Origin of the sequence: Rhodococcus sp. PvR044 (genome assembly GCF_040548995.1) — a bacterium.
In the GTDB taxonomy this organism is placed as follows: Bacteria; Actinomycetota; Actinomycetes; order Mycobacteriales; family Mycobacteriaceae; genus Rhodococcus_G; species Rhodococcus_G oryzae.
Window position 1 is genome coordinate 527391 of record NZ_JBEPSX010000001.1, and the last position, 24969, is coordinate 552359.

Genomic DNA, 24969 nt, shown 5'->3' on the forward strand with positions numbered 1-24969 from the left:
ACATGGGTATCTCGATCAAGTCCACCGGGATGAGCGTGGCCACCGCGACGACGAGCGCCATCGAGCATTCCGCTCGCGCGGCGCGCGGCGCCATGAGCAGTGCAGGCGTCGAGCCCGAGCAGGTGGGCGTGCTCATCAACACCGGCGTCTACCGCGACTCGAACCTGTTCGAGCCGGCGATCGCGGCGCTCATCCAGCGGGAGGCGGGCATCGGCCTCGAGTATCCGGAGGGCGTGAGCAGGTCGTTCTCGTTCGACCTGATGAACGGGGCCTGTGGTGTGCTCAACGCGGTGCAGGTGGCGACCGCCCTTCTCGAAACCGACAGTGCGCAGTACGTTCTCGTCGTCTCCGGGGACACCCACCCCTCGCTCCAGCGACGCAGGCCCGCCGCGGACTTCCCGTTCGTCACGGCGGGGGCGGCGATGTTGCTCGAGAAGACCGACACCCCATCGGGATTCGGCCCCGTGCACGTCGCGGAGTTGGAGGGGACCCCGGCGACGAGGGGGTTCGCCAATATCGCCGAGATGGGTGTCCACGGTCGCTCGCTGGTGACCGTGGAGCGCGAGGACGGGTTCGAGGAGCGTCTGCTCGAGGTGGCAGGTGTCGCGGCGGGTAAGGCGATCGGAGCGCACGAGGGCGGGCTGGACCTGTCTCGGACCGCGCTGATCAGCTCGCGGCCGACCGCGGGGTTCCCGGCCGCCCTGGCCGCGCAGCTCGGTATCGCACCGGAGGCGGTGCTCGGCAGCGGTGTGGTCGAGGGTGACGCGCACACCGCCGCGCTGACGGCGGCGTATCACCAGGTGGACGAGGCGATCCTGGCCGGCTACGACACCGTGCTGTTCGTGGCAGCGGGCGCCGGGCCGAGCGCGGCCGCCACCGTGTACCGGCTGGCACCGACGGCGTGAGCAGGGCGACGACCACGACCGCGGCGCCCGCCCGCCCGGCGGCGCACTGCGGATCGGTGGAACGGATCCGGGCGATCGCGCGGGCGCACCCGGATCTGGAGGCGGTGATCTCACCGGACGGCAAGGGCGAGGCGGGTGTGCCGACGTACGGTCGGCTGACCTATCGGGAGCTCGACGACTGGTCCGATCTGCTCGCCCAGCGGTTCGAGGAGATCGGGATCCGGCGCGGGGTGCGAACCCTGCTGCTGGTCACCCCTGGGCCCGAGTTCTACGCCATCATGATCGGTTTGCTGAAGGTGGCGGCTGTGCCCGTCGTGATCGACCCGGGCATGGGTCTGCGTCCGATGCTCACCTGCCTGAAATCCGTTTCCCCACAGGCGTTCATCGGCATCTCGAAGGCGCACCTGCTGCGGTTGGTGTTCCGTTCGTCGTTCGCGACGGTGGGGGTCAAGGTCACCGTCGGGCGCAAGCTGTGGGGCGGCCATTCCCTGCGGGCCTGGGGCCGGACGCCGGACCGGCCGGTGGCCGCGAGCCAGGAGGCACCGGCCGACGAGGTGATGATGATCGCCTTCACCACGGGCAGTACCGGCCCCGCCAAGGCCGTCAACCTCACCCACGGCAACCTCGCCGCGATGCTGGACCAGGTTGACGACGCCCGCAAGCGGGTGCCGCCCGAGACGTCCCTGATCACGCTGCCGATCTTCGGGGTGCTCGACCTGATGCTCGGATCCCGTTGCGTGCTGCCGCCGATCGTGCCGGGGGAGGTGGGCTCGACGGATCCCGCGCGCGTGGTCGACGCGATCCACCGGTTCGACATACGGACGATGTTCGCCTCGCCTGCCGTGCTGGTTCCGCTGGTGCGGTACGCGCAGACGCACGACGTGCGGCTGCCGTCCGTGCGGTCCATCTACTCCGGTGGCGCGCCGGTGCCGGACCACGCCATCGCGGCGCTCCGCTCGATCCTGCCAGCCGAGGCCGAGGTGATCGCCGGCTACGGGTCGACGGAGGCGCTGCCGATGTCGGCGATCGAGTCACGCGAGCTGCTCGGGGAGTTCGTCGCCCGGGCTCACGCAGGCGCGGGAACGTGCATCGGGCGACCGGCGCTCGGCCTCGAGGCGAGGGTCGTCGGCATCACCGACGAGCCGATCCCCACCAGGTCCGACGAGACGGCCGCGGGTGGGATCGGCGAGATCGTGGTGGCCGGGCCGAACGTCAGCACCAGCTACGCGTGGCCGGAGGCGGCGAACGCGCTCGGCAAGATCAGGGACGGCGACCGTACCTGGCACCGGACGGGCGACCTGGGCTGGATCGACGAGGGTGGCCGGATCTGGTTCTGCGGGCGCAAGAGTCAGCGGGTCCGCACCGCGGACGGAGCGCTGTTCACCGTCCAGTGCGAGCAGATCTTCAACACGGTCCCGGAGGTGTTCCGGACCGCGCTGGTCGGTGTCCGTGGTGACAGCGACACCCGCCCGGTGCTCTGTGTCGAGCTGATGCCCGGGGTCCGGAAGAGCGAACGGGCGCGGATCGAGGAGGAACTGCGTGAGCTCGGGGGACAGAGCCACACCACCGATCGAATCCACGACTTCCTCTTCCATCCCGGCTTCCCGGTCGACATCCGGCACAACGCGAAGATCGGGCGCGAGAAGCTGACGGTCTGGGCGGCATCGCAATTGGTGAAGGCGGAACGATGAATACGAAGGTCATGCTGCTGCGTGTCATCCCGGTCTTGGGATGGATCTACCTGGTGGCCGGGCTCATCCGGCCCTCCGGCAACCGTGTCGCGCGGGCGCTGTGGTGGATCGACGTGGTGCTCAGTGTCGGAGCGCACGCCGCGCAGATCCCGGCCGCACTGAAGGAAGGCCGCGCACGGGGGCATTCGGATGTGAAGATCGCCGCGATGACGATGCTGCTCGGTGCGACCTGGTGGCGGACCCAGTGAGGGCACTGGTGACCGGTGCGAGCGGATTCCTCGGTGGCGCACTCGCCCGTCGACTGGTCGCGGACGGCGAGATGGACGTCTCCGTGTTGGTGCGCCGCAGCAGCAACCTCACCGATCTCGGCGACACCTCGAAGCTGACCATCGTCTACGGCGACCTCACCGACCGTGACTCCCTGTTCGAGGCGACGCGGGGAGTGGACGTGGTGTTCCACAGCGCCGCGAGGGTGGACGAACGTGGTGTCCGCGAACAATTCTGGAAAGAGAACGTGCAGGCGACCGTCGACCTGCTGGAGGCGTCCCGCCGAAACGGTGTGTCGCGCTTCGTGTTCATCTCCAGCCCGAGCGCGTTGATGGAGTACGACGGCGGCGATCAGATCGACGTCGACGAGTCGGTCCCGTACCCGAGCAGGTACCTCAACCTGTATTCCGAGACGAAGGCCGCCGCCGAGCGGCTCGTGCTGGAGGCGAACGGCCCCGACCTGATCACCTGCGCGCTGCGGCCGCGGGCGATCTGGGGTGCGGGCGACCGGTCCGGTCCGATCGTCCGGCTGCTCGCGAAGGCATCCGAGGGCTCCCTGCCGGACATCTCCGGCGGCAAGGACGTCTACGCCTCGCTCTGCCACGTCGACAACATCGTCGACGCGTGCGTGCGGGCCGCGGGCTCGGACCAGGTCGGGGGCAGGCCGTACTACATCGCGGACGCCGAGACCACCAACGTGTGGGAGTTCGTCGGGGTGGTGTCACGGATGTTCGGGTTCGCCCCGCCCAGCCGCAGACCCAACCCTCGGGTGCTGGCCGCCGTGGTGACGATCGCGGAGGCGATCTGGCGGGTGCCCTACATCGCGAAGCGCTGGTCGCCGCCGCTGTCGCGGTACGTGATCGCGCTGATGACGCGCAGCGCGACCTTCGACACCGGCGCCGCGCGGCGCGACCTCGGCTACCGGCCGGTGGTGGACCGGGACAAGGGGCTCGCCGCCTTCAAGGACTGGGTGGACGAGCAGGGCGGACTCGAGGCGCTGGCGGCCCCGCTGCGATAGCGGCGCTGTCGGCCGGTTGGGCTACGGTTCCTACCCGTGCCGCACATCATCACCACCGTCAACGTCAACGGGATCCGCGCCGCAGCCAAGAAGGGCATGCTGGAGTGGATCGAGTCCACCGAGGCGGACGTCATCTGCCTGCAGGAGACCCGCGCCGACGACAAGCAACTCGCCACCACCCTGGCCGCTGCCCTCGAGGCCGGCTGGCACCTGGCCTCCGCCCAGCCGTCGGCCAAGGGCCGCAACGGGGTGGCGATCCTGTCGCGCAGGCAGGCGGACGCGGTGCGGATCGGGCACGGGGACGAGGAGTTCGCCGAGGCCGGGCGATACATCGAGGCCGACTTCGACGACCTCACGGTGGCCAGCCTGTACCTCCCCTCCGGGGAGGTGGAGACCGAGCGGCAGGTGGAGAAGGAACGGTTCCTCGGATCCTTCGGACCGTATCTGGCCGCGACGGCAGCGGCGGCCGAGCGGGCGGACCGGCACGTGGTGGTGTGCGGCGACTGGAACATCGCGCACACCGAGCTGGACCTGAAGAACCACAAGGGAAACAAGAAGAACTCCGGCTTCCTGCCGAACGAGCGCGAGTGGATGGGCTCGGTGTTCGGCGAGTTCGGCTGGGTGGACGTGATGCGCCGGCTGCACCCGGACCTCGAGGGTCCCTACACCTGGTGGTCCTACCGCGGCAAGGCATTCGACAACGACTCTGGCTGGCGGATCGACTACCAGGTCTCGACGCCCGTGCTCGCCGAGCGGGCGAAGCAGGCCGTCGTCGAGCGGGCCGCGTCCTACGACCTGCGGTGGTCGGACCACGCGCCGGTCACCGTCCAGTATCGCTAGTCCGATACCGCCAGTCCGATACCGCTAGTCTTCCACCGTGACGCGGTGGACATCGTTCGTGCTGGGGCGCCGTTGGGCCGTGCTGACGGTCGTGGTCGGCGCCATGCTCCTCGGGGGCCTGTGGGGATCCGGTGTGCTGGACCGGCTCAGCCAGGGCGGTGACATCGACCCGTCCAGTGAGGCGGCGCTCGTCGACGAGTTGCTGGCCGACCATTTCGGGATCCGCAGCCCGGACATCGTCGCGATCTACCGTGCCCCCGACGGTAAGACCGTCGACGACATCGGCCCCGCGGTGTCGGCCCGGCTCGCCGAGGTCGATCGGGGCCTGCTGGCGGAGCCGATCGAGGACTACTGGAGCGCGACGGGCCCGATCCGGTCGTTGCTGCGCAGCGCCGACGGATCCACCGCGCTGGCAGTGGTTTTCGTGGCGGGCAGCGAGAGCGAGCGGATCGAGTCGTTCACGGAACTCGAACCGCAGCTGACCGTGCCGGGGGTGTCGACCGAGCTGTCCGGGTTCAGCGCGATCGCGGACGAGGTCAACAAGGAGTCCAAGCGCGACCTGGTGGTCGCGGAGATGGTCTCGTTGCCGGTCACCCTGCTGGTGCTGGTGCTGGTCTTCGGCGGGCTGGTCGGCGCGGCGATCCCGGTCGCGATCGGCGCGCTCTCGATGTTCGGCGCGCTGGCCGCGCTGCGCCTGCTCTCGATGTTCCTCGAGGTCAGCGTGTTCTCGGTGAACATCGCCTCGCTGCTCGGGCTCGGCATGGCGATCGACTACGGACTCTTCATCGTCAGCCGCTATCGCGAGGAGTTGGCGGCAGGCGCGGGCACCGACGAGGCGGTCACCAGGACCATGGCCTCCGCGGGCCGCACGGTCGCGTTCTCCGCGGTGCTGCTGCTGTGTGCGTTCGCGGGCACCCTGGTGTTCCCGCAGCAGATGCTCAAATCGCTCGGGTTCGGCGCGATGGCCGCGGTCGCGCTGGCCGCGGTGCTCTCGTTGACGGCGCTGCCCGCGCTGCTCGCCATCCTTGGCCCTCGGATCGACGCGCTGACCTGGCGCCGCGGGGCGTTCGAGCGGGGTGAGGCTCGCGCGCAACGTTTCTGGGGCGCGCTCGCGACCGCCGTGATGCGCAGGCCGGTCGTCATCGCCGTCACCATCGTGACCGTGCTGTTGCTGTTGACGCTGCCGCTGTTGGGGACCCGTTTCGGCGATGTGGACCACACAGCGCTGCCGCCGGGCAACGAGACGCGCACGACGGTGGAGCAGCTCACCGCGCAGTTCCCGATCGCGAGCAGCGGCGCGACCGTCGTGATCCGCGGCGAGGACGGCGCGCCACCCGACGATGCGGCGGTCACCGAGGTGATCGCGGCGATCGGGGCGACCGACGGCGTCCAGCAGGCGATCACCGTGGGTACCGCCGATGGGATGGTCGCGGTCCGCGCGGTTCTGGAGGACCCGGACCGCTCGGTCGCCGCGGTCGACACGGTCCGCAGACTCGACGAGATCGAGGCGCCCGCGGGCACCGAGTTGCTGCTCGGCGGGATCACCGCGTTGTCGGTCGACAGCGTGAATTCGGTCCTGCACTATCTGCCGGTGATGATCGCGGTGATGGTGATCGCGACGCTGGTGCTGATGTTCTTCGCGTTCGGGTCGATCGTGCTGCCGATCAAGGCCGTGCTGATGGCGGCGTTGAGCCTGGGCGCGACCTTCGGCATCCTCACCTGGATCTTCTACGACGGCCACCTGGCGGGCCTGCTCAACGTCACCCCTGGACCGTTGATCTCGGGGATGGTCGTACTGATCATCGCGATGGTCTTCGGTCTCTCCACCGACTACGAGGTGTTCCTGATCTCGCGGATGGTCGAGGCGCGGCGGGCCGGGGCGACCACCGAGGAGGCGGTGCGCATCGGCGCGGCCAAGACGGGGCGGGTGGTGACCGCGGCCGCGACCCTGCTGATCTTGGTGACCGGTGCCTTCACCCTCTCCGACCTGTCCGTGATGCGGTTCATCGGGGTCGGGATGATCGTCGCGCTGATCATCGACGCCACCGTGGTCCGGATGTTGCTGGTGCCCGCGCTGGTGAAGCTGATGGGCGAGGCCAACTGGTGGGCGCCCGCGTCGATGGTCCGGTTGAGGGAGCGGGTCAATGTCCACTAGGTCCCGCGGTGTGATCGCCGCGGCGGTGCTGGTGCTGGTCGCCATCGTGGCGGCACTGCTGCTGACCACCGGCCAGGACAAACCGGGCTCGTCGGCGCAGACCGGGGTTCCCGCGGCAGCCGTCGCGACCCTGCAGAAGATCGACGAGGGCACCTGGCCGGACTCGGCCGTGGCGCCGGGCACCAAGGGCGGTGACCGCTTCGGCAACAGGGAGCGGCAACTGCCCACCACGGATGGGTCGGGTCGGGCGGTCGGTTACCGCGAGTGGGACGTGAACCCGAAGCAGCGCGGAAAACCGAGGGACGCGCAGCGCATCGTCACCGGCAGTGACGGTTCGGCCTGGTACACCGGTGATCACTACACGACATTTGTGAGGATGCGCTGATGACAACGGTGGACGGATTCATCACCGATCGAACCGGTCCGGTGGCGGGCATGCTGACCGGTACCGCGCCGGTCGGCGACACCCTCGCCTACGCGCTCTCCGAGCGCGGCTACACCGTGCGGGTGGTGCGAGCGCCGAAGATGCGGACGACCGACGCCCTGTTCGACGAATTCGCCGCGGCCCTGCAGTTCCCGTACTACTTCGGTGCCAACAAGGACGCGTTCGACGAGTGCCTGCGCGACGCCGACGACTGGCTGGGCGAGTCGCCGGGACTGGTGCTGATGATCCGCGACGCGGCGGACCTGCTGGCCGACGAGCCCGGCGAGTTGGGCTGGTTCGTCGACGCCGTCGAGGACGGCGCGAAGGACCGGACCGACGGTCTGCTGCGGGTGATCCTGCAGGCGGATCGACCGTCGGCGAGCGCGTTGGCCCGCCGCTGGACGTCGGCGGGCGGGGAGCTCGCGTGGGTGGAGCCGTAATCGAATTCCAGGTGGGTGACCGGGCATGAAAGGATCGGGGCCATGTCGAGTTCCGCATCGTCGCCGTCCGCACCGTCATCGGACACCGCCCCGGTGAACACCGCCCCCGCCGCGCCCGGCACCGCCGCCCGCCAGCGGGTGCTCTCGGGCATCCAGCCCACCGCCGACTCGTTCCATCTCGGCAACTTTCTCGGGGCGCTGCAGCAGTGGGTGCCCCTGCAGGATGATTTCGACGCCTTCTACTTCATTCCCGACCTGCACGCGATCACGGTCCCGCAGGAGCCCAAGGAGCTGCGGCGCCGCACGAAGATCGCCGCCGCCCAGCTGCTGGCGCTCGGCATCGACCCGGATCGGTCGACGCTGTTCGTGCAGAGCCAGGTGCCCGAGCACGCGCAGCTCGCGTGGGTGCTGAACTGCATCACCGGCTTCGGCGAGGCCAGCCGGATGACGCAGTTCAAGGACAAGTCCGCCAAGCAGGGCACCGAGTCCGCGACGGTGGGCCTGTTCACGTATCCGGTGCTGATGGCCGCCGACATCCTGCTGTACCGCCCGCAGCGGGTACCGGTGGGCGAGGACCAGCGCCAGCACCTGGAGATGGCGCGTGACCTGGCGCAGCGGTTCAACACGCGGTTCGGCAAGGCGTTCGTGATCCCCGAGGCGCAGATGATCAAGGGCACCTCCAAGATCTACGACCTGCAGGACCCCACGTCGAAGATGAGCAAGTCGGCGGCGTCGGCCGCCGGACTGATCAATCTGCTCGACGACCCGAAGGTGTCGGCGAAGAAGATCAAGTCCGCCGTCACCGACAACGAGCGCGAGATCCGCTTCGACCGGGAGACCAAGCCGGGCGTGAGCAACCTGCTGACCATTCAGTCCGCACTGTCCGGCACCAGCGTCGAGGACCTGGAAAAGGGCTACGAGGGCAAGGGCTATGGCGACCTGAAGTCCGATACCGCCGAGGTACTGGTGGAGTTCGTGACCCCGCTCCGCGCGAAGGTCGACGCGTACATGGCCGACCCGGCCGAGCTGGACCGCATCCTGGATGCGGGCGCGCAACGGGCCCGCGAGGTGTCCGAGCGGACTCTGGCGACGGTCTATGACAAGGTGGGGTTCCTGAAGTACAAGGGGTGATCCGCGGTGCCGGACGTCAAAGCGCTTCTCGAGCGTCTCCGTGCGACGCGGCCGTGGCTTGATCACCTGATCCGTGCGGGCGGGCGGTACCAGGCGCAGAAGGGCGACTACTTCGCGGCCGGGATCACCTATTTCAGCGTGTTCGCGCTGTTCCCGCTGTTGATGGTCGGCTTCGCGGTCACCGGTTTCATCCTGGTCGGACACCCCGAGCTGCTGACCACGATCCACGATGCGGTCAGCAAGGCGATGCCGGGAGACCTGGGCGTCCAGATCAACCAGCTGATCGATGCCGCGATCGCCGCACGCACCACGGTGGGTGTCATCGGTCTGGTCGTCGCCGCGTACTCGGGCCTGGGCTGGATGGCGAACCTGCGCGAGGCGCTCAGCGCGATGTGGGACCAGCGCCATCCCACTGCAGGGTTCCTGCGGACCAAGCTGAAGGACCTCGCGAAGCTGGTGGGTCTGGTACTGGCCCTGATCGTTTCGGTCGGTCTGTCGGTGATCGGTGAGGGCAGCACCACCGGGCGGGTCCTGGGATGGCTCGGCATCGACGACATCGGCTGGGTGGGCACCCTGGTGCGGGTCCTGTCGAGCCTGCTCGCAGTGGTGGCGACGTGGGCACTGTTCGTCTGGGTCATCTCACGGTTGCCCCGCGAGCCCATCACCCTGCGCAGTGCGGCAAAGGCGGCGTTGTTCGCGGCGGTGGGGTTCGAGCTGTTCAAGCGGCTGGGCGCGATCTACCTGAAGGCGGTCACCAACGGTCCGGCGGGCTCCGCCTTCGGCCCGATCATCGGCCTCCTGGTGTTCATCTACTTCACTGCGAGGTTGGTGCTCTTCTCCACGGCATGGGCGGCGACGGCGCACGAGAACGAGGTGAAGGCGTTTGTGCCGCCGCCGGATCCGGCGATCATCGAGGTGAAGCAGGCGCCGGCGAGGGGGCCGACGATGTCCGAGGCCCTCGCCCTGGTCGGGGTGGGCGCGGCGGCCGCGGTCGGACTCGGCGGATTGATTCGTCGGCGCAGGCGCCGCGACTGACCTTCGGTCTCGGCCCGGTCAGCGCCGACGTCGGAGCCGCGCGGCCGCGACGAGGAGCATGCCGACGATTGCCGAACCGACTACCGCGACAGCTGTTCTCGACAACCCGGGGCTGGAGTCCGCAGGCGCGGCCGCGGCGATCGGACCGCCGACCGGACTAGACGGTGGTGCGGCCAGGGTCACCGGTGCGGCTGTCTGCGCCTCGGTCGAGTCCGTGAGGGTGCCGACCGTTTCCGACGCCGGGAGCGCGAAACCGTAGTCGAGGAGTCGGGCGGCCTGTTCCCACGGGCGAATCGGTTTGACGTCACCCGCCATCAGGGTCACCACGAGCGTTCGGCCGTTGCGTTCGGCGGCACCGACGAAGGTCTGCCGCGCATCGTCGGTGTACCCGGTCTTGCCTCCGAGTGCTCCGTCGTAGTTGTAGAGCAGCTTGTTGTCATTGGCGAGGGTGAACCCGGGGTGGTCCTTGTCCTCCGGGTCGGTGGGGTCCTTCGGGAATCCAGGGAACGGTACCGACTCGGTATGGATGAAATCGGCGAAGGTCTTGTCCCGCATGGCCTCACGGAAGATGACGGCGAGATCGTATGCGGAGCTGGACATTCCGGGCCCGTCCAGGCCGGACGGGGTGGCGGTGCGGGTGTCGAGGGCGCCGAGCGAGCGGGCCAGCTCGTTCATCTTCTCCACGGTGCGCTCGTCGCCGCCGAGCTGCGCGGCGAGCGCGTGCGCGGCATCGTTGCCCGAGGCCATCACCAGGCCCTGCATGAGCTGGCGGTTGGTGTATCGCCCGTCCTTGCCGAGGCCGACCGCGCTGCCCTCGGCGTTCGCGTCGTCGGCGGTGGCGGTGACGGTGGTGTCGAGGTCGAGCTCGCGCAGGGCGAGGATCGCGAGGAGCACCTTGATGGTGCTCGCGGGGCGGTAGCGCCCGTGTGGGTCCTTGGCCGCGATCACGGCGCCCGAGTCGAGGTCGGCGAGCACCCACCCGGTCGCGGAGATCTCGGCGGGCAGACCGGGTGCGCCGTCGGGAGCGATGGCGCCGCACTCGCCGAGGCGGGCGCCGCCGACCGGCCGGGCGGGGACGGGTAGCGCGGCGGGCGCGGTCTGTCCGGGGGCAGGCACCTCGGAGAGATCGATGGCCTGCGGCGGGGAGTTGCGCTGCGGGCAGTGGTCGGTGTTCGGGGTGGTGAACGGCGTGGTGGTGGTCGTGCTCGAATCCGGCGGCATGGGGGAGGGCTGCGCGACCGCCGGCGCGCCGACCAGGGCGATCGAGGCGACGGCGGCCAGTGCGGTCAGGGCTCGTGCGGGCGCGTTCATCGAGGATGCAGGGTATTCGACCCGGTGCTGGGGTCCAAGTTTCCACACCGGCCCGTGATCGAATCGGGTCGAGAGCGGCCGTGCCGGCCGTGGTCGTGCTCGAATGAGCGTCATGACCACGAACCGGCACCGGGTGCGCATCGACGGGGACATTCTGCTGACGCTCGACGGCGACATCGTCACCATCGCGACGCCCCGATTCGCACCGGGGATCTTCTTCGTGCACGCGGAGCTCCTCGAGGTGCACGTCGTCCCCAAGGGGGAGGACTGGAAGGTGAGGCTCCAGACCACGGGGGTGAGCATTCCGTTCCAGGTGTTGCCGTTCAGGGTGCCTGCCGCGCAGATCCCGGCCTTCTCCGCCTTCGTCGAACGCGCCAAGGAGGCGAGGGAGCGGTCGCTCCGGGACGAAGCCTCCTAAACGCGTTTGACACCGTAGTGGTGGAGCATTGCTGCCCTGAAATGTAGTAGGTATGCTACAAATCATCGAAGACCGATGACAGGGAGGGTGCATGACTTCGCACAATGGGGTTGTTCTCGATGTCGACACGCTGCGAATGCAGTACGACACGAACGAGGTTCTGCGTGACGTGACATTCCAGGCACGGCGCGGCGAGGTGCTGGTCATGCTCGGCCCCAACGGGGCGGGCAAGACCACCACCATCGAAATCCTGGAGGGCTTCCGTGGCCGCTCGGCCGGCCGCGTCGCGGTCCTGGGTGTCGACCCCGAACAGGGCGACGAACAGTGGCGCGCTCGGATCGGCGTCGTGCTGCAGTCCTGGCGCGATCACGCGAAGTGGCGGGTGCGTGAACTGCTCGCCCATCTCGGCGCGTACTACCGCCCCTTCTCCACCGACCGGGTCCAACGCCCGTGGGACACCGACGACCTCATCGAGCTGGTCGGCCTGGCCGAGCAGGCCGACGCCAAGATCTCCACGCTGTCCGGCGGTCAACGGCGCAGGCTGGACGTGGCGATCGGCGTCGTCGGCAGGCCCGAGTTGCTGTTCATGGACGAACCGACCGCGGGCTTCGACCCGGCGGCGCGGCGCGACTTCCACGATCTGGTGCACCGGCTCGCCGACCTCGAGGACACCACCGTGCTGCTGACCACGCACGACCTCGACGAGGCCGAGATCCTGGCCGACCGGATCCTGATCCTGGCCGGCGGCCGGATCATCGCCGACGGCTCGCCCGACGAACTCTCCCGGTCGATCGCAGGCGAAGCCCAGGTGAGCTGGACCGTCGACGGTCGGCGCTTCGTCCACACCACCACCGAGTCGACCAAGTACGTGCACGAGCTGTTCAAGCAGCACGGCGAGAGCATCGCCGACCTCGAGGTGCGCCGAGCCTCGCTGGAAGACACCTACATGACCCTGGTCAAGCGCGCCGAGTCCGGCGAAGCGACCGAGCCCGTCCACACCCTCGCGGAGGTCACCCGATGAACGCCACTGCCACCCGCGCCGGTCTCGCCCGCGGCGGCATCGAACTGCGGCAGTTGTACACCAACGGCCCCGACCTGATCGGCCAGTTCCTCACGCCCGCAATCGCGCTCGCCGTTCTGTTCCTGTTGCGTGGCCGTATGTACGGCGACAGCGGGCTGTCCGTCGCCGAGCTGGCCGTGCCGGGTCTGCTCGGCAGCATCATCGCGTTCAACGGCATGTATGCCCTGCTCAACGTGCTGGTGCTGGACCGCGAGGACGGGACGCTGTTGCGCGCCAAGGCGGTGCCGCGGGGCATGACCGGCTACTTCGTCGGCAAGATCGTGGCCTCCGCCGGGTCGGTGATCGTGCAGGTGGTTGTCGTGCTCGGGGTGGGCATGGTGATCATCGGTGGCTCCTCGCTGTCCGGACCGGGCGCGGTGGTGACTTTCGTGTGGGTGGTGGCCTTGGGGCTGCTGGCCGTGCTGCCATTCGGCGCGATCCTGGGCAGCGTGCTCGACACGCGGACGGCCTTTCTGCTGACGATGCCGCTGATGGGATTGATCGCCATCTCGGGCATCTTCTACCCGATCACCGCGTTGCCGGGCTGGCTGCAGGCCGTCGGCCAGTCCTTCCCCATGTACTGGCTCGGCCTCGGCATGCGCTCGGCGCTGCTGCCCGAGGAGGCGGTCGCAATCGAGATCGGCCAGTCCTGGCGGCACCTCGAGACCGCGGCGGTGCTGGGTGTTTGGGCCGTCGTAGGCCTGATGATCGCGCCGGTAGTGTTGCGACGCATGGCGCGTCACGAATCAGGATCGAGCATGGCCGAGCGGCGGGACAAGGCGATGCAGCGTGCCTTCTGAGGTCATCTACAACCGCATCGCGATGCTCCGCGCCGAGCGGGGCATCTCGCGGCGGGAACTGGCCGAGGCGCTGGGGGTCCACTATCAGACCGTTGGCTACCTCGAGCGCGGCGAATACAGCCCCAGCCTGCACCTGGCGTTGCGGATCGCGGCGTACTTCGAGGTGGCGGTGGAGGTCGTGTTCTCCACGGAGCCCTTTCCCCGTCTGGGGTCGGGTGCCGCAGTCGCCGATTCTTGACACAGAAGCCACGAACGATGTCGTCGATGCAGGACATCGTCAGCGCAGAGGACCCCGCGCCAGACCGGCCGCGAGGTCCTCTGTGTTCGCCGACGAGTCCTTCCGTATGTATCGGTGCTCAGCTCCCGAAAACGCTGCCGATGCCTTGTCCTGAACTACTGGAGGAGCCACTCGATCCCGAGGATCCGGCCCCTGGGGCGCCTGCGGGGAGGAAGGCCTCGATCCCACCGCGGAGCGGGGGCATCTTGTGCCCGTCAGGCAACCGCGGATCGATTGCGCCACGGGCCGGTTCGAGTGCAGAGGTGCCTATCGCGCCGTACCCGGCGACGACGAGGTCGTTCATCGTGTTCGGCACCGTGAATCCGTCGCTCTCGCCGGTTTCGGCTGCGAGAACCTTCTCGACCATGCCGTTCGCTGGGTCGATCTTCACGAGCCGGAAATCTGTTGCCACGAATGGAGCGCGGCCGGGCCCCAGCGGGACTTTGTAGCCGAGTGAGATCGGTGCGAGCAGTCCGTCGCGGGTGATGGTCGGAGGGCCTCCCGCGCTCCAGGTGGGTTCCCCGACCGTCGGGCTGACCGGGAGGACATCTTTCGCGAGCGCCGAATAGTCACCACTCCAACGCCGTTGGCACTGAGCATCGTAGGAGGTCAGGCTCGCGCCCTGATCGCCGAGCAGGTAGATGTGTCCGTCAGGACCTGCGGTCGGTGAGCCCCCGTTACTGCCGGCATCTGCGGTGCAGCGGATCGCCCCGTCGTTGGCCCCGACCGCGTAGAGGATTCCGGTGTTGTCGGTGACGTAGGCAGCGCTTCCGTCCGCCGAGATCGACGGGCTCGAGCCGCTGCCGCTGCCGACGGGTGCGCTGAAGGCGAGTGTGATCGTGCCCCGCGCACCGTCCGCGCCGGGGGCGTAGTCGATTCCGTAGACGTACCCCTTCGTCATGTCCGATGCGACGGTGAAGATCCGGCCGGTCTTGTTCGACACCGACGGCGTGTTGGCCTGCGGCATGGTGCCGCCCCAGAACAGTTCCCATGCCGGGGCTTTGAGTTCGGGATCGAGTAGTCCGCCGCCGAGGAGAGTGGGCGGTTGGGGTTGGCTCGCCGCCGGCGCCGCGGTGGCAGGCAACTGCGTCACGGGTGCCCGCAACGCTCCGGTCGCCGGGTCGACCACCACCACCTTGTTCCACGTCGTGACACCCATGACGGAGCCGTCAGCGAGGAACTGGGCGGTGACCAGTGGTCGGAACGGGGTTGCCCGGGCGGGTTCCTGCCAGGGGGCGCCCGGGACCGCATCGGGCAGCGGAATCTTCCACTTCACCTGACCATCCGGGCGGAACGCCCACAGCTGATTGCAGTCGCTGACATAGAGCTCGCCGTTGCGGGCTACCAGCGGGCTCTGAAGGACGGCGCAGCTGTCGAAGTCCTCGGAGTTCTGCCACTCGGCAGACTTCCATCTCAGCGTTCCGTCGGGTGCGTACGCGTACAGATTGGATTGACCCGGTCCGAGTCCGGTGGTGACATAGGTCGTCCCATCCGGGCCGACCACGGGGGCTGTGAGCACCGAAGCGTTCGCCAGCCCGGACCATGCGGACTTGTACTCATCACTCGGCGAGACCGGGACCGATTTCCGGTTGCCGGCGTCGCCGTGCAGGGTCGCCCAGCCGGTCTGCGCGTAGTACGCATCGATGCCAGGTGTGTCCGCGGCCGCGTTCGGTGCGCCAACGCCCGTAGCCGCAAGCGCGGCGCAGGCGAGGACGGTCGCGGACCTGCGAGTGATCCATGTCGATTTCAGCAACTAGCACCTCCCGTACAATTAGGCGTTACATGGTGTATCGCCTGAAGCCGTGACAGCATGTAACGCCAGTCACATCGACGTCAAGGGGGAAGTTGGGTGGCGCGGGGAAGCACTACGCACAAGTTGGGGCCGCATCAAGACCCGGCGGTCGACGCCGCGATACTCTCCGCGACTCGCCGACTGCTGGTCGAAGTCGGCTATTCCGATATCACGATCAACTCGATCGCGGTGGCCGCTGGTGTCGGTCGACCCGCCGTCTACCGCCGGTGGCCGGCCAAGGTTCACATCGTTCACGAGGCTGTGTTTCCCCCGTTGACGGCTGAGTGGGTGTCTGACGATCAGGTCGAAAATGAAGTCAGGAGACTGGTTTTCGGTGCGGTGGCGCTTTTCGGTGACCCGGTCACCCGAGAGGCAGTCCCGGGCTTGATGTGCGACATGCGGTCGGATCCTGCCCTGAAGAAGGTCCTGGCCGAGCGCCTGCTTGCGGGGGCCCGCGAAGGCCTCGCGCAGACCCTCGCCGACGGGGCAAGGGCTGGGCAGGTGCGACCGGGAATCGACGCGGGAACTCTGCTCGACACGTTGGCGGGTGCGGCAATCGTTGCACTGTCGATCCGCGAGGTCGACGACCTCGAACGCCTCGCCACCTCGCTGACGGACTTGCTGCTGCACGGCATCCTGGCTTGAGAGGCCAGCGGGCCTGGCAAGTGCGCAATGGGATCTGCATCGCATCCCAATATATGGATTCAATTTCTTAAATAATGGACTCGACTGTGTTGGAATGTAGGCAACAGGGAGGGGCTGTTGTGGAGTTGCTGGAGTGGGACGCCCGAACCTACGACGCGCTACCGCTGCCGCACAAGCGGTGGGGCGCCGCCGCGATCGCGCGGCTGGAGCTGGACGGCGGCGAGACCGTTCTCGATCTCGGCTGCGGGACGGGACGGGATGCCGAACGGCTTCTCGGATTGCTCCCGCAAGGCCGGGTGATCGCCGTGGACGGCTCCGCGCAGATGCTGCGGGAGCTGCGCACCCGGCTGGAATCGCAGCTGGATCGAATCGACGTCCTTCATGCGGACGTCCGCGAACCGATGGTCCTGCCGCGACCGGCGGATGCGGCGCTGAGCGTGGCAACCCTGCACTGGCTGCCGGACCACGCGGCGGTGTTTCGCACTGTGGCCGCGGTGCTGCGGCCAGGTGGGAGGTTCGTCGCCGAGGCGGGAGGCGCAGGCAACCTCGCGACATTCCGTACTGCCCTGCGAGCCGTGAGCGACGCCGACGGCAGCGAGATCTGGAACTTCGCCGGTGCCGCCGAAACGACCGATCGCCTACGGGACGCGGGATTCACCGACATCGACGTCCGCCTGGTCGAGGACCCGGCGACCCTGGAGCGCGGCGAACAACTGGAAGCATTCGTCGCCACCGTTCTGCTCGGCGCCCAGCTGCGTGAGCTACCCGACGACGAACGCAGGCCGTTCGTGCACGCCGTTGCCGAACGGCTGCCCGAGCCGGTCGTCGATTACGTTCGGCTGCAGATCAGCGCGACACGCGGCTGACCTGGCGACGATCCTCACAAGCCGTCGACGGTCGAGCGGGGAACCATGTCCACCTCGATCCGGTCCCAGGTCTCCAGCGATCGGATCCCGGCCGTGCACACCGCGGTGGAGGCATAGCCATCCCAGGCGCCGGGGCCGTCGACACAGTCGCCGGATCCGCCGCCTGCCCGGACGGCGTCCACCCAGCGCTGGACTTCGCTGTCGTAGGCCTGCCCGAACCGCTCCCGGAAGCCGGGCGTGATCTGACCGCCCCACCGTCCGGAGTCGGTCCGCCGCACCAGCCCGACGTCGAGGCCGATCATGGCGCTGCCCCGGTCGCCGACGACCTCGGTTCGCACCTCGTAGCCGACGCCGCTGGTGACGAAGGCCTCGATGTCCACCATCCGGCCGGTCTCGGTCTCCAGGATCACCAGCTGTGGATCCTGAAGTCCTTCCGCCGCATGGGAGCTCGGCGTCGGCCGCAGCACCGTGATCGCCATGATCTCCTCGCCCAACAGGTACCGCGTCGCGTCGATCTCGTGCACCACCGAGTTCCAGATCACCGCCGCGCTGTCGCACTGCGGCGGCACCGCCGGGTTCCGATGGACGCAGTGCATCACGAGGGGCTGGCCGAGCTCGCCCGCATCGATCAGGGACTTGAGCCGCTGGTGCTCGTGATCGAACCGGCGCATGAACCCGACCTGCACGAGCCGCCGACCGAGTTCCGCTTCCCGCCTGACGATCGCGAGTGCGCCCTCCGCGTCGGTGGCCATCGGCTTCTCGCAGAGCACCGGCTTGCCCGCGTTCACGCAGGCGAGTGCCTGCTCTGCATGCACGGCACTCGGCGTGGCGAGCAGAACCGCGTCCACGTCCTCGACGGCGATGGCCTCGAACGGATCGGCCACCAGTTGCGCATCCGGTGCGCTCGCACCGACCTCCGCGGCCCGTTCGGCGGAGGTGTCGCTGATCACCGTGACCCGCGCGCCGCTGATCCGCCGGTTGATCCGGTCCACGTGATCGGCCCCCATGACGCCGACTCCCAGCACGGCCACCCGCAGGTCCTCGGTACCAGACATGGTGTGCTCCTCCTGATCAGTCGAACCGGAGAGCCGGGACACCGCATCCCGACAGGTACTTCTGGGTGCGCGCGGCAATGGGTAGCGGCACGTCGCCCGCACACGGATACAGGTCCTGCTCGACGATCGCGAACAGGTCCACGTCCAGCTTCTCCACCGCGGCGAGCAGCGGGGGCAGTTCGGGGACGCCGCGCGGCGGTTCGACCATCACCCCGAGCATGACGGCCTCGCCGAACGTCAGATCCTGCTCGGCGGCCTTGGCGACGATGGCCGGATCGACCTGCTTGAGATGCAGGTAGCCGATGCGGTCGGGATAGTCGCCGATGATCGCGAGGTTGTCGCCGCCGCAGTAGCTGATGTGGCCGGTGTCCAGGCACAGGTTCACGAACCTCGGGTCGGTGTCCTCGAGAAACCGGACCACCTCGTCCTGTCTGCCGACGTGACTGTCGGCATGGGGGTGGTAACGCAGCGACACCCCGAACTCCTCGAACATCGCCCGGCCGAGCCGGTCGACCCCTGACATCTTGGCGCGCCACTGCTCCGGGGTGAGGTGGCTGTCCTCGCGCACGGTCCCGGTCGCGGGATCGCGCCACATCTCGGGTATCACCACCACCTGCCGCCCGCCGGCCCCGGCCGTCAGCGTGGCCACTCGGCGGACCGATTCCCACACCGCATCCCATGAATCCGGCTGGTGCAGGCGCTCGAAGACGGTCCCGGCGGACAGCAGGAGATCGCGGGCGCCGAGTTCGTCACGGAGCCGCTGCGGGTCGGTGGGCAGGTACCCGAAGGGGCCCAGCTCGATCCACCGGTAGCCGGCCGCGGACACCTCGTCCAGGAACCGCCCGTACGGCACCTGTCGCGGGTCCGCACCGAACCACACACCCCAGGAGACGGGCGCCGATCCGACCCGGATCACGCTCATCATGGCTCCTCTCCAGCCGCTCGGTGCGACTCTCTCAGCTCTCGGACGGGCGCAGGTGGTGCCGCTGGGCCCGCTTGCGGGATTCGTACCCCGCGCGGGCCTGCCGGGCAGACGGCAGGGTCGCGACCTCGGAAACCGGTACATCCCACCAGGACCGGCTGTCCGGCGCGGAGGCCAGCGGGTCGGTCTCGACATACAACACAGTGCTGCGCGCGCTCGCCTTGGCGGTCTTGACGGCGTCGGTGAACTCGCTCGCGGTGCGGGTCGAGATGACGTCGACGCCGAGACTGGCGGCGTTCGCCGCGAGGTCGACCGGCAGCGGGCCGCCGTCGAGTCGGCCGTCCGGCGACCGGTAACGGTATCGGGTGCCGAAGCGCTGCGAGCCAACCGATTCCGACAGCGCTCCGATCGAGGCGAACCCGTGGTTGTCGACCAGCACGACGATCACCTTGATCCCTTCCTGGACCGCCGTCACCAGTTCGGTGGCCATCATCAGATACGAACCGTCGCCGACCATCACGAACACATCGCGCCCGGGGCATGCCATCGCGACGCCGAGACCGCCTGCCACTTCGTATCCCATGCACGAATAGCCGTACTCCACCTGATAGCCCGCGCGGTCGCGCACCCGCCACAGCTTGTGCAGGTCACCGGGTAGCGAGCCCGCCGCGCACACGACCACATCCGTCGGGTCCGAGAGCGTGTTCACCAGCTCGATCACCTCGGTCTGGGTGAGACCCGCGCCCGTGGACCGATAGGTCGCGTCGACGGCGGCATCCCAGATCGTCACCAATTCGGTTGCCCGCATCCGGTATTCCTGCGGCACCCGGTGATCGTGCAGTTCCGCGGTGAGGGCATCGAGCGCCTCCCTGGCGTCCGCGACCACGCTCACCCCGGACAGCTTGGCGGTGTCCGCGGAGGCGACGTTGATGTTGACGAACCGCACGTCCGGATGGGCGAACGCGGATCGGGAGGCGGTGGTGAAGTCGGTGTACCGGGTGCCGATCCCGATCACCACGTCCGCCGCGGCGGCGAGCTCGTTCGCGGCGGTGGTCCCGGTGGCGCCGATCGCACCGACGGACTGTGGGTGCTCCGACGCCAGAGCGCCCTTGCCGGACTGGGTCACCGCCACCGGGATCCCGGTGAGCCCGGCCAACCGGGCCAGCGACTCGGACGCGTCCGAGTAGAGGACGCCGCCGCCGGCGACGATGAGCGGTCTGTGTCCGGCACGGATGGCCTCGACCGCGCGCGCCAGCGCGGCGCGCTGCGGCAGGGTACGTCCGATGTGCCAGACCCGCTCCGCGAAAAGCGATTCGGGCCAGTCGTGCGCCTGGGTCTGCACGTCCTGCGGGATCGCCACCGTCACCGCGCCGGTCTCGACCGGATCGGTGAGCACCCGCATCGCGCCGAGCAGTGCCGCGGGCAGCTGCTCGGGCCGCCACACCCGGTCGAAGTACCGCGACACCGGACGGAAGGCGTCGTTCACCGTGACGTCGCCGCTGGACGGCAGCTCCAGCTCCTGCAGGACCGGGGCGCCGACCCGGGTGGCGAAGGTGTCGGCGGGCAGCAGCAGCACCGGCAGGCGGTTGATGGTGGCGAGCGCGGCGCCGGTGACCATGTTCGTCGCGCCCGGTCCGACGCTCGTCGTCACCGCCCAGGTCTGCAGCCGGCCGCGCGCCCGGGCGTACGCGGCGGCGGTGTGCACCATCGCCTGTTCATTGCGCCCGAGCACGTACGGCATCAGGCCCGGATCCTCGAGCTCGGCCTCCAGCAGCGCCTGCCCGAGTCCTGCGACGTTGCCGTGGCCGAAGATCCCGAGAAAGCCAGCGAACAGCCGGACGCGGTCGCCGTCGCGCTCGGTGAACTGGTTCGCCAGGAACCGCACGGCGGCCTGGCCGACCGAGAGCCGCACCGTCGCTTCGGTGTTCGCTACGTCCTGTCGCTCAGCCACGCTCACGCTCCTGTGGTCCGGGGGATGGGCAGCCGGGGGTCGACGTCCTGGCCGAGCCAGGTCTGCCTGACCCAGGCATGGGCGGGATCGTCGACGATCCGCCAGGACCGCCCGGTGCCGGCCCCGGACATCACGTTCAGGTAGTACATGTCGTAGCCGGGCGCGGCCACGGACGGTCCGTGGTAGCCGTGCGGCACCAGCACGGCGTCCCCGGTACGCACCTCGGCCAGCACGTCGATCGGTCGGTCCGGCGTGCCGTACACCCGGTGGAACCCGAACCCGCGCCGGCCCCGATCCACCGCCCGCCCTCCGGTCTCGCCGAACTCGAAGTAGTAGATCTCCTCGAGTGCGGACTCGTGTGCGGTGTCCTCGTCGTGCTTGTGGCTGGGGTACGAGGACCAGTTGCCCGCCGGGGTGATCACCTCGCAGGCGAGGATCGAATCGGCGTCGAAGGTGTCGGTCATCGCGAAGTTGTGCACCTGACGACTGCAGTGCCCGGCGCCGCGCAGCTCGACCGGGACCGCGGCCGCCGCGACGTGGCGGAACGGGAGGTCGGTTGCCGCCCGCGCGCCGCACAGGGCGAAGCGCCCGCCGTCGACGCTGCCCACCGCGTACGGACGTCCCCGCCCCACGTAGCCGAAATCGCTCGGTCCGTCGAACACCGATCGCCGACCGGCGAGGGTGATCTCGCGACTCTCGCAGCCCACCGCGGCGGACCCGGACAGCGGCAGCACGATGATCTCGTCGTCGCCGGAGTCGAGGTCGACCCGCCCGCCCGGCGGTAGCTCGAGGATCCACAGGCTCGACGCGCTCCAGCCCGCCGACTCCGGGGTGATGGCCAGCGCGAACGGGCCGTCAGCGGCGGTGCCCGCGGGGAGGTGGTTCGGGTCAGGCATCGACGGCCCCCACGGCGGACTGTTCGGCGAGGGCCGCGACCTCGTCCGAGGTCGGCATCGCGGTGGAGCATTCCAGGCGCGAGGCGACGATGGCACCCGCCGCGTTGGCATGGCGCAGCGTCTTCTCCAGCGGCCAGCCGGCGAGCAGGCCGTGACAGAGGCTGCCGCCGAAGCCGTCACCCGCGCCGAGCCCGTTGACCACCTCGACCGTGACGGGCGGCACGGTCACCGTCTCGTCCCGCGTCCTGGCGAGCACGCCTGCAGGCCCGCGTTTGACGACCGCGAGCTCGACGCCGAGGTCGAGCAGCGCGTCGGCCGCCCGGCGTGGATCGCACTCGCCGACCGCGATCTCGCACTCCTCGAGATTTCCCACCGCCACGCTGACCTGTTGTAGCGCCCGCCGCGCCACGGCGGTGGCCGCCGCGGGGGAGTCCCAGAACATCGGCCGGTAGTCGAGGTCGAGCACCGTGTGCCGAGAGCGGCCCCGCGCCAGCCACGCGGCGAAATGAGCGTCGCGGCTTGGCTGTTCGGACAGGCCGGTCAGCGTCGACCAGTACAGCGCCGCGGACCGGACGGCCGCGGTGTCGATCTCGTCCGCGCGCAGCTGCAGATCCGGCGCGGCGGGGCGGCGGTAGAAGTACAGCGGGAACCGGTCGGGCGGGAAGACCTCGCAGAACGTGATCGGTGTCGGGTACTCCTGATCCGTGCGGACGTACCGGTTGTCGACACCGAGGCGGGCGAGTTCCGCGCGCACGAACGCGCCGAACGGATCACTGCCGACGCCGGAGATCAGCGCGCTGCGGAGGCCGAGGCGGGCCGCCGCGACGGCCACGTTTGCCGCGCTGCCGCCCAGGAACTTGCCGAAGAGCTGAGCGTCCTCGAGGCCGACACCGGTCTGCATCGGGTAGAGATCGACGCCGCATCGCCCGATGGCGAGCACGTCGAACAGTCGATTTCCCGTGTTTGCCAAGAGGGACTCCCGACGTTGATGGAGACTGATCTCTGATGCAAACTCTGCGCCACTCCGCGGGGGAATGTCAACCATTTGTCCTGACATTCTAACTTTCGGTCGACTGGTGTTAATCTTCGCCTCAGCCTGCCTTTCGGTGGCCGCACGGGCGCGGTCGCCGTCGATGATCGGAGCCGAGAGTGGCTGCACCGCTTGCCGTTGAACTCGACCGGTCGAGTCCGGTGCCGCTGTACTTCCAGCTGGCGCAGGCGATCGAGGGCGCCATCCTTGGCGGTGACCTGGGGCCGGGGGACCGGTTCGAGAACGAGCTGGATCTCGCCAAGCGGCTGAACCTGTCCCGGCCCACCGCCAGGCGCGCCATCGCGGAACTGGTCGACAAGGGGCTGCTGGTGCGCAAGCGCGGCGTCGGAACCCAGGTGGTGCAGGGCCCGGTACACCGGCCGATCGAGCTGACCAGCCTCTTCGACGACCTCGCCAAGGCCGGCCAGAACCCGACCACCACGCTGCTCGAGTACCGGGTCGGCGCGCCGACCGAGGACGTCGCGCGGGAGCTGAACCTGCTCGGCCAGGAAGAGGTCGCGACCATCCGCCGGCTGCGGCTGAGCAACGGCGAGCCGCTCGCGCTGATGACCAACCACCTGCCCGCGGCCCTCGCGCCCGGCCCCGAGGAACTGGAGACGCACGGGCTGTACCAGTCGCTGCGCACCCGCGGGGTGCACATCCGCCTGGCGCGGCAACGGATCGGGGCCAAGGCCGCCGACCGGGCCGAGGCCGCGCTGCTCGACGAGAAGATCAGGGCGCCGTTGCTGACGATGAACCGCACCGCCTTCGACGACGAGGGCCGGGTGGTGGAATTCGGCAGCCACGTCTACCGCGCGACCATGTACCACTTCGACATGACCGTGGTCGACCGGTAGCCGCCGCCCGCGGTGGTCCGAGGTGACTACCGTGGATCTGGGTGACGACTAATGGCCGAGACGATCACGCTGTTCCTCGCCGGGGACGTGATGACCGGCAGGGGCGTGGACCAGATCCTGCCGTGTCCGGGCTCGCCTGCGCTGCGGGAGCGCTGCGTTCGCGACGCGCGCGAGTATGTCTCGTTGGCCGAGCGGGTGAGCGGCGCGATCGCCGCACCGGTCGACTACGACTGGCCATGGGGCGCGGCGCTGAAGGTCCTCGAGGAGTCAGGGCCCGACCTTCGGGTGATCAACCTGGAGACCGCCGTCACCACCTCCGAGGACTACGCGCCCAAGGGGATCAACTATCGGATGCACCCATCGAATGTCGGGGTGCTCACCGCCGCCGACATCGATGTCTGCGTCCTGGCGAACAACCACATCCTGGACTTCGGCGTCCGCGGTCTCGAGGAGACACTGCGCACGCTTCGCCGCGCGGGTGTCCGGCACGCGGGCGCGGGCCGGACGGCCCGGCAGGCGTGGGCTCCGGTTGCGGTTCACACCGCGGCGGGCCGCGCGCTGATCTGGTCGATGGGCGCCGAGTCCGCCGGTGTCTCGCCCCTGGACGCGGCGAGGGGCGGCCGCCCGGGTCTGGCGCTGCTCGCGGACTTGTCGAACAGCGGCGCCGACGCCGTGATCAACCGGGTGCTGCGGGCGCGCCGCGAAGGCGACCTGGTGGTGGCCTCGGTGCATTGGGGATCGAACTGGGGTTTCGGTGTGCCAGGGGCGCAGGTGCGATTCGCACACCGGCTGGTCGACGGCGGCGTCGACATCGTCCACGGTCATTCGTCGCACCACCCGCGCCCCGTCGAGATCTACCGAGGCAGGCCGATCCTGTACGGCTGCGGCGACCTGATCAACGACTACGAGGGGATCGGTGGATACGAACGGTTCCGCGACGACCTCAGGCCGCTGTACCTGGTCACTCTCGATGCCGGGACGCACGAGCTTCGCGAGTTCCGGATCGTGCCGATGCAATCTCGGCGGATGCGGCTGCGCCGTGCCTGCGCGGCCGATGCCGAATGGCTACGCGGGGTCCTCGACGGACTCGGTCGCGACCTCGGAACCCGGGTGGACGCGGCAGGCGGCGGCGCCCTCCTCGCCCGTCCGGACCGGGGGAGGGAATGACAAAAGGCGCGGTTCC

At 69.2% G+C, this 24969-nt stretch carries 25 protein-coding genes; 18 read left to right on the plus strand and 7 right to left on the minus strand.

Annotated features, from left to right (window positions below):
- The first annotated feature begins 2 nt into the window (after window positions 1–2).
- The 10 genes from ABIC28_RS02295 to yhjD are packed head-to-tail and all read left to right on the plus strand — an operon-like array spanning window position 3 to window position 9906.
- Window positions 3–905: a beta-ketoacyl-[acyl-carrier-protein] synthase family protein gene (locus ABIC28_RS02295; protein WP_209928774.1), complete on the plus strand. Its 903-nt coding sequence runs from the start codon at window positions 3–5 to the stop codon at window positions 903–905.
- Window positions 902–2596: a fatty acid CoA ligase family protein gene (locus ABIC28_RS02300; protein WP_354577343.1), complete on the plus strand. Its 1695-nt coding sequence runs from the start codon at window positions 902–904 to the stop codon at window positions 2594–2596. The genes ABIC28_RS02295 and ABIC28_RS02300 overlap by 4 nt, the downstream gene beginning before the upstream one ends.
- Window positions 2593–2844 (plus strand): hypothetical protein, encoded by a 252-nt coding sequence (locus ABIC28_RS02305; protein ID WP_209928778.1) that lies wholly within the window; start codon window positions 2593–2595, stop codon window positions 2842–2844. The genes ABIC28_RS02300 and ABIC28_RS02305 overlap by 4 nt, the downstream gene beginning before the upstream one ends.
- Complete coding sequence (locus ABIC28_RS02310; RefSeq protein ID WP_354577346.1) at window positions 2829–3881, plus strand: NAD-dependent epimerase/dehydratase family protein; 1053 nt, start codon at window positions 2829–2831, stop codon at window positions 3879–3881. Before ABIC28_RS02305 ends, ABIC28_RS02310 begins: the two co-directional genes overlap by 16 nt.
- Window positions 3882–3917: 36 nt before the next feature.
- Complete coding sequence (locus tag ABIC28_RS02315) at window positions 3918–4721, plus strand: exodeoxyribonuclease III (protein ID WP_097210458.1); 804 nt, start codon at window positions 3918–3920, stop codon at window positions 4719–4721.
- 37 nt (window positions 4722–4758) lie between these two features.
- On the plus strand, window positions 4759–6876 hold the full coding sequence (locus ABIC28_RS02320) for an MMPL family transporter (protein ID WP_097210459.1): 2118 nt from the start codon (window positions 4759–4761) through the stop codon (window positions 6874–6876).
- Entirely contained in the window at window positions 6866–7261 is a 396-nt protein-coding gene (locus ABIC28_RS02325) for a guanyl-specific ribonuclease (protein WP_097210460.1), read from the plus strand. Before ABIC28_RS02320 ends, ABIC28_RS02325 begins: the two co-directional genes overlap by 11 nt.
- Window positions 7261–7740 (plus strand): barstar family protein, encoded by a 480-nt coding sequence (locus ABIC28_RS02330; protein ID WP_097210461.1) that lies wholly within the window; start codon window positions 7261–7263, stop codon window positions 7738–7740. The genes ABIC28_RS02325 and ABIC28_RS02330 overlap by 1 nt, the downstream gene beginning before the upstream one ends.
- A gap of 42 nt (window positions 7741–7782) precedes the next feature.
- Window positions 7783–8871, plus strand: coding sequence for a tryptophan--tRNA ligase (gene trpS, locus ABIC28_RS02335; protein ID WP_245221169.1), 1089 nt, complete (start codon window positions 7783–7785; stop codon window positions 8869–8871).
- A 6-nt stretch (window positions 8872–8877) separates the two neighbouring features.
- Complete coding sequence (gene yhjD, locus ABIC28_RS02340; protein ID WP_097210462.1) at window positions 8878–9906, plus strand: inner membrane protein YhjD; 1029 nt, start codon at window positions 8878–8880, stop codon at window positions 9904–9906.
- A gap of 18 nt (window positions 9907–9924) precedes the next feature.
- On the opposite strand, the gene ABIC28_RS02345 is transcribed toward yhjD, so the two are convergent.
- Window positions 9925–11217 carry a D-alanyl-D-alanine carboxypeptidase family protein gene (locus ABIC28_RS02345; protein WP_097210463.1) on the minus strand — a complete coding sequence of 431 codons (1293 nt, stop codon included), beginning with the start codon at window positions 11215–11217 and terminating at the stop codon, window positions 9925–9927.
- Window positions 11218–11329: 112 nt separating this feature from the next.
- Here ABIC28_RS02345 and ABIC28_RS02350 point away from each other — a divergent pair, with 112 nt between their 5' ends.
- The 4 genes from ABIC28_RS02350 (at window position 11330) to ABIC28_RS02365 (ending at window position 13733) form a co-directional block, all read left to right on the plus strand.
- Entirely contained in the window at window positions 11330–11635 is a 306-nt protein-coding gene (locus tag ABIC28_RS02350; RefSeq protein WP_354577350.1) for a hypothetical protein, read from the plus strand.
- Window positions 11636–11726: 91 nt separating this feature from the next.
- Entirely contained in the window at window positions 11727–12656 is a 930-nt protein-coding gene (locus ABIC28_RS02355; RefSeq protein WP_354577352.1) for an ABC transporter ATP-binding protein, read from the plus strand.
- A complete protein-coding gene (locus ABIC28_RS02360) occupies window positions 12653–13495 on the plus strand; it encodes an ABC transporter permease (protein WP_269588359.1) in 843 nt (280 codons plus the stop codon). Before ABIC28_RS02355 ends, ABIC28_RS02360 begins: the two co-directional genes overlap by 4 nt.
- Entirely contained in the window at window positions 13485–13733 is a 249-nt protein-coding gene (locus ABIC28_RS02365) for a helix-turn-helix transcriptional regulator (RefSeq protein ID WP_097210467.1), read from the plus strand. The genes ABIC28_RS02360 and ABIC28_RS02365 overlap by 11 nt, the downstream gene beginning before the upstream one ends.
- A gap of 118 nt (window positions 13734–13851) precedes the next feature.
- On the opposite strand, the gene ABIC28_RS02370 is transcribed toward ABIC28_RS02365, so the two are convergent.
- Entirely contained in the window at window positions 13852–15525 is a 1674-nt protein-coding gene (locus ABIC28_RS02370; RefSeq protein ID WP_269588358.1) for an outer membrane protein assembly factor BamB family protein, read from the minus strand.
- 96 nt (window positions 15526–15621) lie between these two features.
- Here ABIC28_RS02370 and ABIC28_RS02375 point away from each other — a divergent pair, with 96 nt between their 5' ends.
- Window positions 15622–16209: a TetR/AcrR family transcriptional regulator gene (locus ABIC28_RS02375; protein WP_269588357.1), complete on the plus strand. Its 588-nt coding sequence runs from the start codon at window positions 15622–15624 to the stop codon at window positions 16207–16209.
- A 119-nt stretch (window positions 16210–16328) separates the two neighbouring features.
- Window positions 16329–17075, plus strand: a complete 747-nt coding sequence (locus ABIC28_RS02380) for a class I SAM-dependent methyltransferase (protein WP_354577356.1) — start codon at window positions 16329–16331, stop codon at window positions 17073–17075.
- Window positions 17076–17089: 14 nt separating this feature from the next.
- Here ABIC28_RS02380 and ABIC28_RS02385 read toward each other — a convergent pair whose 3' ends face one another.
- Genes ABIC28_RS02385 through iolC form a run of 5 tightly spaced genes read right to left on the minus strand, consistent with a single transcriptional unit; the run spans window position 17090 to window position 22869 of the window.
- On the minus strand, window positions 17090–18130 hold the full coding sequence (locus ABIC28_RS02385; protein ID WP_354577358.1) for a Gfo/Idh/MocA family protein: 1041 nt from the start codon (window positions 18128–18130) through the stop codon (window positions 17090–17092).
- Between the two features lie 16 nt (window positions 18131–18146).
- Window positions 18147–19052: a sugar phosphate isomerase/epimerase family protein gene (locus ABIC28_RS02390; protein WP_354577360.1), complete on the minus strand. Its 906-nt coding sequence runs from the start codon at window positions 19050–19052 to the stop codon at window positions 18147–18149.
- 34 nt (window positions 19053–19086) lie between these two features.
- On the minus strand, window positions 19087–21003 hold the full coding sequence (iolD, locus tag ABIC28_RS02395) for a 3D-(3,5/4)-trihydroxycyclohexane-1,2-dione acylhydrolase (decyclizing) (protein WP_502944981.1): 1917 nt from the start codon (window positions 21001–21003) through the stop codon (window positions 19087–19089).
- 2 nt (window positions 21004–21005) lie between these two features.
- The gene (gene iolB / locus ABIC28_RS02400; RefSeq protein ID WP_097210658.1) at window positions 21006–21899 is read right to left on the minus strand and encodes a 5-deoxy-glucuronate isomerase; all 894 of its coding nucleotides are present in this window, start codon (window positions 21897–21899) and stop codon (window positions 21006–21008) included.
- Window positions 21892–22869 (minus strand): 5-dehydro-2-deoxygluconokinase, encoded by a 978-nt coding sequence (iolC, locus tag ABIC28_RS02405; protein ID WP_280923558.1) that lies wholly within the window; start codon window positions 22867–22869, stop codon window positions 21892–21894. The genes iolB and iolC overlap by 8 nt, the downstream gene beginning before the upstream one ends.
- 179 nt (window positions 22870–23048) lie before the next feature.
- Between iolC and ABIC28_RS02410 the strand changes: the two genes are divergently transcribed.
- Window positions 23049–23786 carry a GntR family transcriptional regulator gene (locus ABIC28_RS02410; protein WP_354577365.1) on the plus strand — a complete coding sequence of 246 codons (738 nt, stop codon included), beginning with the start codon at window positions 23049–23051 and terminating at the stop codon, window positions 23784–23786.
- Between the two features lie 51 nt (window positions 23787–23837).
- Window positions 23838–24953: a CapA family protein gene (locus ABIC28_RS02415; RefSeq protein ID WP_354577367.1), complete on the plus strand. Its 1116-nt coding sequence runs from the start codon at window positions 23838–23840 to the stop codon at window positions 24951–24953.
- The last annotated feature ends 16 nt before the right edge of the window (window positions 24954–24969 follow it).